This window comes from Rothia nasimurium (assembly GCF_928392795.1).
GTDB classification, from domain to species: Bacteria; Actinomycetota; Actinomycetes; order Actinomycetales; family Micrococcaceae; genus Rothia; species Rothia nasimurium_F.
Window position 1 is genome coordinate 23,609 of sequence record NZ_CAKMTJ010000006.1, and the last position, 13,951, is coordinate 37,559.

A 13,951-nucleotide genomic window follows, 5' to 3' on the forward strand; every position below is an offset into this window, starting at 1 on the left:
CTTCAAGTCACTCTCCCTCACCACAGGGCAGCAGCGACTCATGGGGCCGAGCTCCTTCGGCCTCTACTGCACCCTGGAAATCATCTACTCCCTCATCGCTGTAGGTCTGCTATTCCAGTCGCTTGCCAACATCTCTGAGATTCGCGGGGGTGACTCCTACTGGTATCTGGCGATCATTCCCTTACTAGTAGCCCACGCTGCCCTGCTGATGTTCAACGGCATTCGCAAGGAGGTCTCTGCTAAGGTTGTGAGCTTTATGCTGGCAATCGCCTACGGCTCTTACCTTCTGTGGCCCTTCACGGTAGGGGCTGAACACTCCGCAATTCCCTGGTCTTGGCTCTTTGGCATCTATGCCATGCTGGTTCCGGTCTTCGAAGAAAGCCCGCGAGAGAGCATCATTCACAGCATCGTTTTCCCGGTGCTACTGGTCATCAGCTCGGTGTCTGCCCACGTGATCAAAGGCTCCCCCCTCGATGCCACCGAACTTCTCATTCGTGTGGCCTATCTAGGCTTCTGCTGCGCCCTGCTGGCCGGCCTGGCCCGCTTTGCCCTGAACGCCGTCCGCGAATCAGATAAAACCTACTACGAGACCCTCTCTGCCCAGCTTCTGCTCAACCGCTCCCGCGACTACGCCAAGGAGCTGCAAGACTTCGACAAGCTGGTGCACGATAACGTCATGGCAGCCCTGCTCGACGCCAGCCGCAACCCCGGCGAGCTACCCCAGCGCACCCGCCTACTGGCTCGCCGCGCCATCGGCGTACTCGAAGAAGAGGCGCTCAAGTCCCAGCCCCAGCGCCCTATCACCTTCCAGGCCCTAACCGAGCAGATTGCCGAGGGCGTGGAGCCCTGGAACCAGCGCCTGCGCTTTGTCTCCGACTCCATCGAAAAGCACCCCCTGGCCAGCCCAGACTCCACCCTGCCCTACACCGCGGCTAGGGCCTTCACCCACGCCGTCACCGAGGCTGTGTCTAACTCTGCCCGCCACTCGGGCACCCGCACCACCCAGATCTCGATTCGCACCGAGATGCGCCGCCCCTTCAACTCCACCCGCTCCGACGAGGTACGCCCCTATATTCTCTGCACCATCTCAGACAAGGGCCAGGGCTTCTCAATGAGCGACATCGACTTCCGCCGCTTGGGCGTGCGCGTGTCGATGATTCGCTCCATGGAGGACGCCGGCGGTATGGTCACCATTACCTCGGCACCTGAGAAGGGTACCCGCGTCGTCGTCCAGTGGCCCAACGAGGAACCCAATGCTGGCTAAGTACTACCGCTCCCGCATCCTCACCCTCATTCTGAGCACCGTCACCCTGCTGATCCTGGGGTCGTTCTTCTTCTGGTACGACCACTACACCGTCACCCGCGCCCCCCACTGGGCTATCCTGCTGAGTCTCTACGCGCTAGCGGCACTGCCGGTATTCCTACCCACCAAGCGCCTGGCTCTGCCCGACGTCATGATGCCCATCATCATGGTGCTGGGGCTTAACTCGGTTGATACTACGCTGAGCGCTATCAGCCACTCGATTACCTTCTCCAATCTCTCCTGGCCCCTCATGGCTTACACCCTGCTGGCTGCGGGGCTGGTCTTGCGCCGCCATACCTTCTTTGGCTGGCTCTTCTTTTGTGGCTTTGTGGTGCTGGTGCTGAGCTGGCACACCAACTATTTCGATACCCGTCTGACGCTCTCTACCGAGTTTGCTATCCCCTTCCTGCTCATGCTGGTGAGCATGATTGTGCCTAAGCAAATTGAGCAGGCGGTCTCTAAGACCAGGCAGGCCCGCGGTATGCGCATTATCGCGGACGCCGGGCGCGCTGAAGAGACCGATATGGGCGCTATCGCTACCCAGCGTGTGCAGGAGGTCCGCGCCCTGACCGAGGATATGCTGCACCGCATCGCCTATAACGAGTCACCGGTGACCCGCGCCGAGATGGACGAATTCCGCTTCACCGAGGCGCAGCTGCGCGATACGATTCGCGGTCGCTACATCGTGAATAAGGAGATTCTGGACGCCGCCTGGCTGGCCCGCCAGCGCGGGGTCAAGGTCGATATTCTGGACGAGCGCGGCTCGGCCCTACCCTCCCGCGTATCGCTGGCGCTTACCCAGTGTGCGGTTGATCTTTTTGATAACGCGTCAGGCGGTACTATCACGGTGCGTGCCTTCCCCGCTGACGATCAGACCGCTGTCATGCTGGTGCACGATGGCAATTCAGAGGACGAAGAACCTAGTGCCATTGAGATTTCTCAGACCGGCGTGGTGGAACGTTTCTAGAGCTTATTTAGTCTGGGCACCCTATCTATGGTGGGGCAGTCTTGTGGGCATTTTGAGGGAAGCGGTTAGCCTCCTACCCACGGTGTAGGCGCTAGTGTCGCCCTATATGAGGACATACAGACCGAGCCACCCTCGACTAAGATTTACAGTAACTTGAGTGTTTCTTGCACTGAGTCGGGGGACTCAGTGTTCTGGCGACGTTGGGGGACTGACCCAGAGATTATCGACAGGAGCACCTCAAGGGCATAAGGTAACCTACGAGACCTGAACTTATGTGGGCTCAGTGCCCATAGATTCGGATTTCTTGGGGGAGATAATTCGGATTATGCTCCAGGTTTCGTACCTTGGCGTTGTGAGGCTCCCGCCCTAACCGGCGGGAGCCTCACTCTGTTCACACTCGTTCCGTTGGTTTTTAGCCATCAGGTTGAACTTTCGACGGAGCCAGCGAGGTTACCGTGTGCTGCAAGGCCCGGGCGCTCTTTGAGTGCCCGGGCCTTGTGCTTTTCTACCCTTTACATATCGAGGAGGAGCGCGGGTTCCTCAAGGATTGAGGCGACGTCTGCCAGGAACTTAGCCGACAGATCGCCGTCGAGGACGCGGTGGTCAAAGGACCCGCCTAAGGTGGTAACCCAGCGGGGGATCACTTCACCGTCTACGACCCAGGGCTTCTGCTTGATGGTGCCGAAGGCAATGATGGCAGCCTCACCGGGGTTGATAATCGGGGTTCCGGTATCAATGCCCAGAGAACCGATGTTGGTGATGGTCATGGTGCCCTGCTGCATTTCGGCGGGCTGGGTTTTGCCTTCGCGGGCCCGGGTGGTCAGGTCGTTGAGAGCGAGCGCCAGCTCCCGCAGGTTCATGGTCTGGGCATCCTTGATGTTGGGGACCATCAGGCCGCGCGGGGTGGCTGCGGCTATTCCGAGGTTCATGAAGTGCTTAATCTGAATCTCGGAGTCAGTCCATGTGGCGTTGACCTGCGGGGTGCGGGCGGTTGCCCAGATGACGGCCTTGGCCAGGATCAGTAGCGGGGTTACTTTGACTCCCTCGAACTGGGGGGATTTCTTGAGGCGCTTGACAAACTCCATGGTGCGGGTGGCGTCTACATCGACGAAGATCGAGACGTGGGGGGCCTTGAAGGCTGATTCAACCATGGCTTTGGCGGTAGCCTTGCGGACGCCCTTGACCTTGATACGTTCGATGCGGTCGCCGCCAACACCTGCCGGGATCCAGAAGCTCTTGGGGTCGGTGGTGTCGGTGACGTTGGCCTGTTCGCTGAGGCTCAGGTGGGCTGCATAGTTGAGCAGGTCGCGTTTGGTGACCTGCCCCTGATCGCCGGTGGGGGTGACCTGGGCTAGGTCGATTCCCATGTCTTGGGCTGCTTTACGCACGGGGGGCTTAGCGAGGGGCTGGCGGCGGGGTACCTCGCTGGTGCCGGTTTCTACGGGTAGCTCGTGGCTTCCCAGGCGGCGGAGCACTCCCTTGCCGCCTTCGCCCAGGAGCTTGCCTGCGCGGGCGGGCAGGCCGGTCAGTAGCTGACGGCGGCTGTCGGTGGTCAGTGGTGCTGCTGCAGGTACCGGAGCGGACGCGTTTGCCCCAGCGCTTGCCGCAGGCTGGGGGACGGCGGCGGGCTGGGTAGCAACCGGGTGGGTAGCGGCTGTCTTCTTACGGGCCCGGCGCTTGACGGGGTCGGCCTTGGGGCCTGAGCCTACCAGGGCGTTGCCGCCGCCCTGCTCCCCTGCCGGTGCGGCAGACTGCTGGGGGGCGGCGTCCGGACGCTCTGCCGCAGGCCTACTCCCCCCGCCAGCTTCGGCGCCTTCCCCGGCGATAGCGATGATGGGGGTGCCGACCTCTACCGTCTCGCCCTCGGCAACCAGCAGCTCCTGCACGGTGCCCTCGTAGGGGGAGGGTAGCTCGACCACTGACTTGGCAGTCTCGATTTCAACAAGTACGTCGTTGATCTCGACGGTGTCGCCGGAGGCTACCTTCCAGCTGAGGATTTCTGCCTCGGTGAGGCCTTCGCCCACATCGGGCAGGTTAAAGATCTGTGACATGGTGTGCCTTTCGGGCTTTAGTAGGCCAGGGAACGGTCGACGGCTTCGAGCAGGCGGTCTATGCCGGGCACGTACTCTTCTTCGACGCGGGAGACCGGGTAGGGCATGTGGTAGCCGCCCACGCGGATCACGGGGGCCTCGAGGTGGTAGAAGCAGCACTCGGTGATGGCGGCTGCGATGTCTGAGCCGATACCGCCGAAAGTGGGGGCCTCGTGGGCCACGACCAGGCGCCCGGTTTTTTGTACCGAAGCCTCAATAGTGGGGATATCAAGCGGTGAGAGGGAGCGCAGGTCGATGACCTCGATGGAGTGGCCGTCCTCAACCGCGGCCTGGGCGGCAGCCAGAGCCACCGGAACCAACGGACCATAGGTGGCAATGGTGAGGTCGTCGCCCTCTCGCACCACCTGGGCGGTAAAGGGGTCGAAGTCGGTATCTGCGAAGTTGACCTCGCCCTTCATCCAGTAGCGGCGCTTGGGCTCGAAGTAGATGACCGGGTCGGGGTGGGCGATGGCTTTGCGGAGCATCCAGTAGGCGTCGTGGGGGGACGAGGGAGTCACCACGCGCAGGCCCGGGGTGTGGGTGAAGAGGGCCTCGGGGGACTCTGAGTGATGCTCTACCGAGCCAATCATGCCGCCGTAAGGGATACGGACGGTAACGGGCACCTCGTACTGGCCGTGGGTGCGGCCGTGCATTTTTGCCAGCTGCGAGGTGATCTGGTTGAAGCCGGGGAAGACGAAACCGTCGAACTGAATTTCGGGTACGGGCCGGTAGCCACGCAGGGCCATGCCGATGGAGGTACCGATAATGCCGGATTCGCCCAGGGGGGTGTCCATGACGCGGGTGGGGCCAAAGGTCTTTTGCAGGCCGTCGGTTACGCGGTAGACACCGCCGAGTTTGCCGATGTCTTCGCCCAGGGCCAGAACCTTGCGGTTGGCGGTCATTTCATCGTGTAGAGCGCGGGTAATAGCCTTAGCCAGGGTTAGGGTTTCGGTGCCCTGCTGAGGGGTCTGGTCTGACATGGTTTAGTCCTCCTCGAAGCCGTCGTTGTAGGCGCGGTAGAAGGCGCGGTCGTCCTCAACCTGCTGGTGGGGGGCCGCGTAGGCGCGGTCCAGGTAGGTTTCGAAGGTGTCGGGTTCACTGGAAAGAACGTAGGAGCGGACGCCCTTCACCTGCTCTTTGGTGTAGGCGGTGACCTCGTCAAAGAAGGCGTCATCGGCATGGCCTGTTGAGCGCAGGTAGGCTTCGAGACGCACCATGGGGTCGAGCGGCTCGTAGGTGGCGCCGTGGTCTTCGGGGCGGTACTTGGTGGGGTCGTCGGCCGTGGTGTGGGGGCCGAGCCGGTAGGTTTCTGCCTCAATCAGCACGGGCCCCTCCCCCGCCCTGATTTTGTCCATAGCGTAGCGGGTGGCGGCGTAGACGGCTAGCACGTCGTTGCCGTCCACGCGCAGGCCCTCGAAGCCGTAACCGGCGGCTCGGGTTGAGATGGGCACGCGGGACTGCACGCTAAAGGGCACAGAGATGGCCCAGTGGTTATTTTGCACAAAGAAAAGGACGGGCGCGTTGTAGCTGGCCGCAAAGACCATGGACTCGTGCACGTCGCCCTCGGTGGTGGAACCATCGCCGAAGTAGACCGCTACGGCCGGTTTCTCGGGGTCCTGGGTAGGGTCGGTAGCCTGCCCCTGGCCGGTTTGGGCTTCACCCGTTTCAGCCCGGATCTCAGCATCGAGGTTCAGCCCCATGGCGTAGCCAGTGGCGTGGAGCACCTGGGCGGCCAGCACCAGGGTGTAGGAGTGCACGTTGTGTTTTTTAGCGTCCCAGCCCAGGGTGCCTGAGCCCCGGAAGAGGGGGGTGATTTCTTCGGGGGTGATACCGCGTTCAAGGAGCACCCCGTGGTCGCGGTAGGAGGGGAAGATGTAGTCGTTGGCGGCAAGGGCCCGGGCGGACGCCACCTGGGCAGCTTCCTGCCCGCGGGAGGGAACCCAGAGGGCCAGCTGCCCCTGGCGCTGCAGGGAGGTCATTTCGTCGCAGAAGCGGCGGGTCAGGGCCATGGTGCGGTACATGTCTTTGAGGTCTTCGCCGGTGAGTTCGTCGGCGTAGGCTGAGAAGCTGGTGTGGGAGGTGGTCTCACCCGCTTCGTTCATGAGCTGGATACGCTCTGGTATTCCCCAGGGGTTACCTGGGGTTTGTGTCTGTGACATGGGGTCTCCGGTCTTGCTCTGTTACTACCTTTTCTTAACCCTACGCCTGCCGGTGGACAGAGAGGGTCCATTTTTAGAATTTTGAGGGATTAATTGCAAATAAGTTGAGGTAGGCGGGCGGTCAGATGGCCCCGTCCGCCTGCCCTAGAGGGGCTTGGTGGTGCGTTCTTCGAACTCTGCTGCGATGGCGAGCAGGCGGGCGTTGGCCTCGTCCTCGCCAATACTCACGCGCACGCCCTCGCCGGCGAAAGCGCGCACGGACAGGGCGTTGGCTTCAGCCAGGGCAGCGAAGGCTGCCGAGTGCTCACCCAGGGGGAGCCAGACGAAATTGGCCCGGGTTTCGGGTACCCAGTAGCCCAGCTCCTGGAGGCCGGCGACGACCTTTTCGCGCTCAGCGACCAGGTGCTCCACTCGCTCCATAACCTCGTCGTTGTGATCGAGGGAGGCCACGGCGGCCTTTTCAGCCAGGGCGCTGACCGCAAAGGGGGTGGCTCCCACGCGCAGGTGGGCGGTGACCTCGGGGTGGGTGATGGAGTAGCCCACGCGCAGGCCAGCCAGGCCCTGAGCCTTGGAGAAAGTGCGCAAAATAGCGACGTTGGGGTAGTCGGGGTAGACGTCCAGGCCATTGACGGGAGGCTCTTGCCCTTCAGGAATCTCGGAGGCCGCGCAGAACTCGAAGTAGGCCTCGTCAATCACCACGAGCACGTCACTGGGCACCTTGGCCAGGAAGTTGCGCACCTGTGACTCGGTGACGGCCGGGCCGGTGGGGTTATTGGGGGTACAGATAAGGATGACGCGGGTCTTGTCGGTCACGGCAGCGGCCATGGCGTCCAGGTCGTGGGCACCGTTGGGCAGGTTGGGTACCTGCACGCTCTTAGCACCGGCCAGGCCAACGCAGATAGGGTAGGCCTCAAAGGAACGCCAGGCGTAGATAACTTCGTCCTGCACACCGTCGGCGTGGGTACCTGCAAAGGTGGTCAGAATCTGGGTCAGGGCACCTAGGCTTCCTGCACCGGTAACGATATCCTCGGGGTCAACCTCCAGGTGCTCCCCCAGGGCAGTGCGCAGGGCAGTGGAGAGCGGGTCGGGGTAGCGGTGGACGGTATCAAACTCAGCCAGAATCTGAGCGACCGAGGCCACCGGCCCGAAGGGGTTCTCGTTGGATGAGAGCTTGTACTGAGTAAGCCCCTCAACCGGTGCCGGGGGTTTACCTGCGGCGTACTTGGGGAGCTGATTGAAAACCGGGCGGGGGTGCAGCCCGGAGCGCTGTGAACTTGTCATGCCATCCATTCTAGTGTCGCAGGCCACAAAATCTAGGGTTGGGGGTACCGCTCTTTTGGTCAGCAGCGCCCGCAACCGGTGGTTGCAGCCCTCTCTTTCTGGTAAAGTTTTCTTTCGTTCGCCCCCGATAAAGGGGTGGGAGCATGCCTCCATAGCTCAGGGGTAGAGCATTTCCCTCGTAAAGAAAAGGTCGTCGGTTCAAATCCGACTGGGGGCTCCATCAGTAAAAATCTCGCGGCCCGCACCGGTTCAGGTGCGGGCCGCGAGATTTTTTGTTGTCTATAGACCGCCCGTGCGGACGCGTCCGCCCGCTTCCGGCGACACCCGAGCCTGCGCGGGTGGGCTAGTCGTTGTCCATGTGGTTTTCGGCCCCGTAGCCAATTAGATAGGCCCAAATCCAGGCGGTGATAACCGCCAAGAAAGGTACCACCAGCAGGTGGGTGTCGTTGGCAAAGAGCCAGCGGTAGAAACCCCAGAGGGCCAGTGAGGGCACGAGGAGCAGGGCAAAGAGCAGCAGGAACCCGCGGGAGAAGCCGCCGCTGGGCGTCCTGCGCGTTTGAAAACCAAGATATTTCTTCACGCTGCCTATCCTACCGCTGCCACCTGGGAGTTCTTCTAGCTACGCCACAGGCCGTAGGTCTTAGCCAGGGACGAGACCTTGCGGGCACGGGCCAGACGGGGCAGGTAGGAGCCGTCCTTGGGCACGGAGTCGCCTTCGCTCTTCTGGAGCAGTTCGCGGGCCCATTCGATTTCATCAGCGCTGGGGGCCAGGCCCACGTTGATGGTTTCGGTCTGGCCGGGGTCGAGGGTGAGCTTGCCGGTCATACCGTGACTGGTGGTTACCGCGCAGTCTTTGAGCAGGTCGCCGCCGTGCTTGCCGACGGAGGGGCCGTCGATGGGGCCAGCCAGGCCGCCCACGCGGGAGGCCAGAACCAGCTGGGAGCGCGCATAGGCCAGGGCGATAGGGTCTGCGGAGACGCCGGTGTCGCGGCGGTAGTCGCCCACGCCGAAGGCCAGGCGGAAGGTGCCGGGGGCCTTGGCAATGCGCACCACGTTGACCATGCCCAGGGCGGTTTCGATGAGGGCAATGACGGGGGTACCAGCAGGGAGCATCATGGCGGTGCGGGTGACGTGGTCGGGGTGCTCGGTCATGGCCAGCATGACGCCTTTGAGCCCGGTTGCCCGGTTGAGGGCTTCAAGGTCTTTGGCCCAGTGGTCGCTTTCAATGCCGTTGATACGTACCCAGGCTGAGGCGCCCTGGTTGAGCATCTCGATAGTGTGCTCGCGGGCCTCGTCCTTCTGCTCTTCGGGGCAGCCGTCCTCTAGGTCGATGATGACCGAGTCAGCTTCAGATTCTAGGGCTGCGGCGATGGTTTCTTCGCTGGCGGCGGCAGATACTAGTAACCAGGAGCGGGAGAGACGGGCGGGCAGGGAGGCTGCGCGTTCGTTGCGGTGAAAGTTAATCACGGGTGTGTCCTTGTAAAGGTTATTTTGACCGCTTCAAGTTTACCCTGCCCGCTTGCCCCGGGGCTGGCTGTCTCTCGGAGTAAAGCCTAGGCTGCCGGTGAACTCTCTAGGCGGCCGTCGACCATGTGCTCGACCCGGTCGGTGAGCTGCACCTGTTCGAGGTCGTGGGTAATCATGAGGGTTGCGGTGTTGAACTCGGCGGTGACCTTGGCCAGGAGCTCGACGATGGCGGTGGAGCGTTCGGCATCGAGGGCGCTGGTGGGTTCGTCGGCCAGGAGTAGGGAGGGTGAGCCCATGAGGGCGCGGGCGATGTTGACGCGCTGACGCTGGCCGCCGGAGAGCTGGTGTACGCGGCGGTTGGCGGCGTCGCCCAGTCCTACCATGTCGAGTAGGTCGGCGGCGGTGGCGCGGGCGGCTTTGAGTTCTGCTCCGCGGGCACCGCTGATGCGGGCGGTGAGTTCTAGCTGTTCGGCGGCGGTGAGGGAGGCAATGAGATTGGGCTGCTGGAAGATAATTCCGATGTCGGTGCGGCGCAGGGCCGCAAGGTCGGCGTCCCTATAGGCGGTGGTGTCGGTGCCGTTGATCAGGCGGGCCCCGGCTGTGGGGGTGATGAGCCCGGCGGCAACCGATAGCAGGGAGGACTTACCCGAGCCAGAGGCACCGGTCAGGGCGATGAACTCGCCGCGGCTCGCGGTGAGGTTCACGTGATCTAGGGCGCGCATGGTGCGCGGGTTTCCCTTCTCGTCTACGCCGTCGGGGTAGTCCAGCACGATGTCGCGCAGTTCAAGGACGCTGGGGGCAGCTAGGGTTTCTTCGGCCAGGGGGCGGGTGAGGAGGTCAGTCATGGTGAGGCTCTTTTCTGTTCTAGTTGCCGCCGAGGGCAATCATCGGGTCGACGGTGGCGACGCGGCGCAGGGCGATGAGGGCCCCGCCCATGCCCAGGGCCCAGATGCCTGCGGCGGGCCCGGCGATGGTGAGGGCGGAGAGTTGGAAGGGTACGGCTCCTGCTGCCAGGGTGCCGAGGCCCCAGCCCACCAGGGCTCCCAGGGCGGCACCGACTGCCAGAATGACGGCGGCCTGGGCGAGGGCGTCCTTGGTGAGGAAGGCGCGGGAGGCGCCCAGGGCGCGCATGACGGCGATGTCGCGGGTGCGCTGGATGGTCCAGACGGTCAAGAAAGAAATAATGACTAGGGCAGAGATTCCGTAGAGGAAGCCCTGCATGGTTTTGAGGGAGCCGTTTTCTGAGGAGTAGGCGGGCAGGGCTGCGAATGATTCGCGGGTGGTCAGGGCCTGGGTTCCGGTGGCCTCTGCGGTAGTGGTGTAGTCTGCGCTGCCGGTTACTGCTAGGACGGTGCCGAGCACGGCGCTCTGCCCCTCGATTTCACGCTGGTGGGTGATGTTCTGCCAGGTGGCGGTGGTTGCCCAGCCTGCGTTGGTGTGGGAGTAGAAGGTGTCTTCGGTGATGCCTGAGATGGTTACGTCGGTGCCTGAGAAGGTAACGGTATCGCCCACGGTCGCGCCAATCTCTTCAGCGACGCCAGCGGGTAGGGCGATCTGGCCGTCACCGGGCTCGGCGCCCTGGAGCAGGGGCGCAGTGTGTTCAGCCAGGTCAGAACCGGCAGGGGTAGCGATCAGGCTCATCGAGGTGGCCCCGTTGCCCTCAACCTTGCCGGTGAGGAAACCGACCGGGGTGGCGTCCGCCCCGGCTGCCTGCCACTCATCCTGCAGCCCGGCAGTGACAGCAGAGTCGGTGAAGGATGCCTTGCCCCCGCTCTCAGACGGGGCGAATACGAAGCGGTCAGCCCCCATCTTTTCAAGGGCATCGGTGTTCTGGTTGCCCAGCCCGCCGGTCAGACCGGTCAGCATGACCAGCAGCAGGGTAATCAGGGCTACGGTCGCCCCAATCAGGGTGAAACGGCCCTTAGCGAAGAGGATGTCACGCCAACCAACGAACATGACTGCACTACCTTTCAAACACAGGAAAACTTGATACTTCTATTCAAGCTCCCACCGGGGGTTGCCCACATCGGGGTAAGGGTTGAACCTGGAATCAACCATTTGGTTGATGCGGCCTCGCCAGCTGCACCGGGTCGGCAAAAGGTAAAGTGAGTTTGTATGACGACCGCACCCAGCCCCCTCCCCGCTACCTCCTCGCAGCAGACCCTGCTGGTGCTCAAGATTCTGCGGGTGAGTCTGCACGTCATGTTCGCTTTTCTGCTGTGTTTTGGTGCCGTTCTGGCCGTGGTCGGCAGCGTCTACCAGGTGCGGCATACCGTTATCGGGGTGCTCTCACTGGCGCTCGGTGGAATCTATCTGGCCGGTACGGTCTACGAGAACCGGCGGGGGCTACCTGCAACCTTCACCGACTTCTTCCCCCGGCCGGGTGCGTCCGCCCGCTACCGGCAGGCAGCCCGCTTTACCCCTGCCCACCTGTGGCTGCTAATCATTACCCTGCTGTGGCTGGGGCTTATGGCGCTCGATAGCTCCTTCACCTGGGTGGTCTTCCCCATTATGTTCCTCTACCTGCACCTGCTCGCTCCCGCAGCAGGGGTAGCTGCCACCCTCGTCCTCTGCGCCCTGGCCATTGCCCTGCCCCTGGTGGGGCCTGCCGGGTTTGGCCTCGACTACCTTCACTCCGAGGGGCTAGCCCCCGGCTACCTCATCGGCCCCACCCTGGGGGCCCTGCTCGCCATCGTCATCTCCTTCACCTACCGCGCCCTGCGCGCCGACGCTGCCCGCCAGTACCAGCTCGCCCAGCAGCTTCGCGCGGTGCAGGCTGAGCTCGTCCAGCAGCAATACAGCGCCGGTAAGCTCGAAGAACGCGAGCGCCTGGCCCGCGAAATCCACGACACTCTGGCCCAGGGGCTTTCGTCTATTGTGCTGGTTTCCCGGGCAGCAGCGTCCTCCCTCCAAGAGGGAAAGGCGGACGCCGCAGCCGCCCAGGTGCGCGTCATCCAGGACTCTGCCGCCGCCAACCTGGCCGAAGCCCGCCGCTTTATCCGAGACCTCTCCTCCCCGGCCCTCGACGACTCCCTGGTCTCTGCACTCAGGGCGCTTGCCGCCTCCACCGAAACCGCCCAGGGGGCCGCAGGTAAGCCCCTCACCTGTGCCTTCATTCTTGAAGGTGACGAAGAAACCGCCAAGGCCCTGCCCGAGGCGGTTTCGGCAACCCTCATGCGTGTAGCCCAGGGTGCCCTCGCCAACGTCGCCGCCCATGCCGACGCCAGCCGCGCGGCCCTCACCCTCAGTATCTGGCCCGGCGAAGTCACCCTCGATGTCTTCGACAACGGCCGGGGATTCACCCCTCGTCCCTTGGGGTCTGGGGCCCTCACAGCCAGCACCCTCAGCGACACCGGAACCGGCTACGGACTCATTTCCCTCACCGAGCGAGTCACCCGCATCGGCGGTAGCCTAGACATTGAAAGCACCCCAGGCGAAGGCACCGTGCTCACAGCCCGGATCCCCCTCAACCAGACCAGTCAGCGGCCACCCCACCAGCCGCTACCCACCCAGGAGGCCCAGTGACCGTCCGCGCCCTACTCGTTGATGACCACCCCGTTGTGCGCGCCGGCCTGCGCGCCATGTTCGAAAGCTTTGAAGGCATCGATGTGGTTGCCGAAGCAGCTGATGGGTCGGCGGCGCTCGCCGTGGCTGCGGAGCAGGCCCGGGCGGGGGCGGCGCTGGATGTGGTGGTCATGGACATTCAGATGAAGCCCATGGACGGCATCGAGGCAACCCGCGCTTTCAAGGCTGCGGGCGGGCCGCCGGTGCTGATTTTGACGACCTTTGACACTCAGGGCGATATCGTTGCGGCTATTGAGGCAGGGGCCCTGGGCTATCTGCTGAAGGACGCCCCGCCCGAGCAGGTGCAGGCGGCGGTACTGGCGACGGCGCGGGGTGAGCGGACGCTGTCGCCCGAGATCACGGCGGCCCTGATGGAGCGTATGCAGCGGCCCGCTATTTCTCTGTCGGCCCGTGAGATGGAGCTGCTCAAGCTGCTGGCTACCGGGGCTACCAATAAGGAGCTGGCTGAGGCTCTCTTTATTTCTCAGGCCACGGTGAAGACCCACCTGGTGCATATCTACACCAAGCTGGGCGTCGATAACCGCACGGCAGCTATCGCGGCGGCCCGGAGCGAGGGGCTACTCTAAAAGTTTTCTTGCTGACGGAAGCGCGGAAACAGAAGGTAAATAGCGTAAGCGGCAGGAACAGCTAGCAAGAGAAAGACCAGGGCGGAACCTACCAAAACAATGGGGTCGGTAAGGTCAGATATATTTACCCCGAACATGCGGTAGGCATAGAGTACAACTCCAAGAATGCCTGAAATCTGTGCAATCCAGGCTGCGAGCTTATTACGAAGGTACGTCGCAAGCCAAGACCAGAAACAGGCGGCTACGAAGCATCCAGCACACAGCTCTACCAGCCGGGTGTTCATCGCATTTTCATTGGGTGCCTGAAAGATAAGGCTCTGAACCAAAAATAAAAGAGCGATAGCAAGAAAAATGAGTGCGGACTTGTACTTCACAGTGGCCTCCCGGCGTGGGCTAATGTGTCTTTAACATGAGACTACTCCTTGTTACACCTCGGGGGGAGCCACCTTACTTTAAGTAAATATTTCTTGATGTATTGACCTGGCAGGGCTGAGGCCTCACCATAAAAACAACCGTATACACGGGTATAAGGT

Annotated in this window: 13 protein-coding genes and 1 tRNA gene; 5 read left to right on the forward strand and 9 right to left on the reverse strand. The window is 62.7% G+C overall.

Going from position 1 to position 13,951, the window contains the following annotated elements:
• Positions 1 to 40 precede the first annotated feature (40 nt).
• Complete coding sequence (locus L6963_RS07390) at positions 41 to 1,264, forward strand: ATP-binding protein (RefSeq protein WP_237207270.1); 1,224 nt, start codon at positions 41 to 43, stop codon at positions 1,262 to 1,264.
• Entirely contained in the window at positions 1,254 to 2,270 is a 1,017-nt protein-coding gene (locus L6963_RS07395) for a hypothetical protein (protein ID WP_237207271.1), read from the forward strand. The genes L6963_RS07390 and L6963_RS07395 overlap by 11 nt, the downstream gene beginning before the upstream one ends.
• Before the next feature lie 512 nt (positions 2,271 to 2,782).
• On the opposite strand, the gene L6963_RS07400 is transcribed toward L6963_RS07395, so the two are convergent.
• The 4 genes from L6963_RS07400 to L6963_RS07415 all read right to left on the reverse strand — a co-directional run bounded on the left by L6963_RS07400 (position 2,783) and on the right by L6963_RS07415 (position 7,800).
• Positions 2,783 to 4,321 (reverse strand): dihydrolipoamide acetyltransferase family protein, encoded by a 1,539-nt coding sequence (locus tag L6963_RS07400; protein WP_237207272.1) that lies wholly within the window; start codon positions 4,319 to 4,321, stop codon positions 2,783 to 2,785.
• A 17-nt stretch (positions 4,322 to 4,338) separates the two neighbouring features.
• A complete protein-coding gene (locus L6963_RS07405; protein ID WP_237207273.1) occupies positions 4,339 to 5,340 on the reverse strand; it encodes an alpha-ketoacid dehydrogenase subunit beta in 1,002 nt (333 codons plus the stop codon).
• A 3-nt stretch (positions 5,341 to 5,343) separates the two neighbouring features.
• Entirely contained in the window at positions 5,344 to 6,519 is a 1,176-nt protein-coding gene (locus tag L6963_RS07410; RefSeq protein ID WP_237207274.1) for a thiamine pyrophosphate-dependent enzyme, read from the reverse strand.
• A 144-nt stretch (positions 6,520 to 6,663) separates the two neighbouring features.
• Positions 6,664 to 7,800 (reverse strand): histidinol-phosphate transaminase, encoded by a 1,137-nt coding sequence (locus tag L6963_RS07415; RefSeq protein WP_237207275.1) that lies wholly within the window; start codon positions 7,798 to 7,800, stop codon positions 6,664 to 6,666.
• A 145-nt stretch (positions 7,801 to 7,945) separates the two neighbouring features.
• On the opposite strand from L6963_RS07415, the gene L6963_RS07420 reads away from it, so the two are divergent.
• A tRNA-Thr gene (locus L6963_RS07420) sits at positions 7,946 to 8,020 on the forward strand.
• Between the two features lie 123 nt (positions 8,021 to 8,143).
• On the opposite strand, the gene L6963_RS07425 is transcribed toward L6963_RS07420, so the two are convergent.
• The 4 genes from L6963_RS07425 to L6963_RS07440 all read right to left on the reverse strand — a co-directional run bounded on the left by L6963_RS07425 (position 8,144) and on the right by L6963_RS07440 (position 11,223).
• Positions 8,144 to 8,380, reverse strand: coding sequence for a hypothetical protein (locus L6963_RS07425; RefSeq protein WP_237199563.1), 237 nt, complete (start codon positions 8,378 to 8,380; stop codon positions 8,144 to 8,146).
• 35 nt (positions 8,381 to 8,415) lie between these two features.
• Complete coding sequence (locus tag L6963_RS07430; protein ID WP_423816777.1) at positions 8,416 to 9,267, reverse strand: HpcH/HpaI aldolase/citrate lyase family protein; 852 nt, start codon at positions 9,265 to 9,267, stop codon at positions 8,416 to 8,418.
• Positions 9,268 to 9,353: 86 nt separating this feature from the next.
• The gene (locus L6963_RS07435) at positions 9,354 to 10,112 is read right to left on the reverse strand and encodes an ABC transporter ATP-binding protein (protein WP_237196444.1); all 759 of its coding nucleotides are present in this window, start codon (positions 10,110 to 10,112) and stop codon (positions 9,354 to 9,356) included.
• A 19-nt stretch (positions 10,113 to 10,131) separates the two neighbouring features.
• Positions 10,132 to 11,223, reverse strand: a complete 1,092-nt coding sequence (locus L6963_RS07440) for an ABC transporter permease (protein ID WP_237207276.1) — start codon at positions 11,221 to 11,223, stop codon at positions 10,132 to 10,134.
• A 159-nt stretch (positions 11,224 to 11,382) separates the two neighbouring features.
• Between L6963_RS07440 and L6963_RS07445 the strand changes: the two genes are divergently transcribed.
• A complete protein-coding gene (locus L6963_RS07445; protein WP_237207277.1) occupies positions 11,383 to 12,792 on the forward strand; it encodes a sensor histidine kinase in 1,410 nt (469 codons plus the stop codon).
• Positions 12,789 to 13,418 carry a response regulator gene (locus L6963_RS07450; RefSeq protein WP_272878415.1) on the forward strand — a complete coding sequence of 210 codons (630 nt, stop codon included), beginning with the start codon at positions 12,789 to 12,791 and terminating at the stop codon, positions 13,416 to 13,418. Before L6963_RS07445 ends, L6963_RS07450 begins: the two co-directional genes overlap by 4 nt.
• Here the strand turns inward: L6963_RS07450 and L6963_RS07455 are convergent.
• On the reverse strand, positions 13,415 to 13,792 hold the full coding sequence (locus tag L6963_RS07455) for a hypothetical protein (protein WP_237196438.1): 378 nt from the start codon (positions 13,790 to 13,792) through the stop codon (positions 13,415 to 13,417). The genes L6963_RS07450 and L6963_RS07455 overlap by 4 nt on opposite strands.
• Positions 13,793 to 13,951 lie beyond the last annotated feature (159 nt).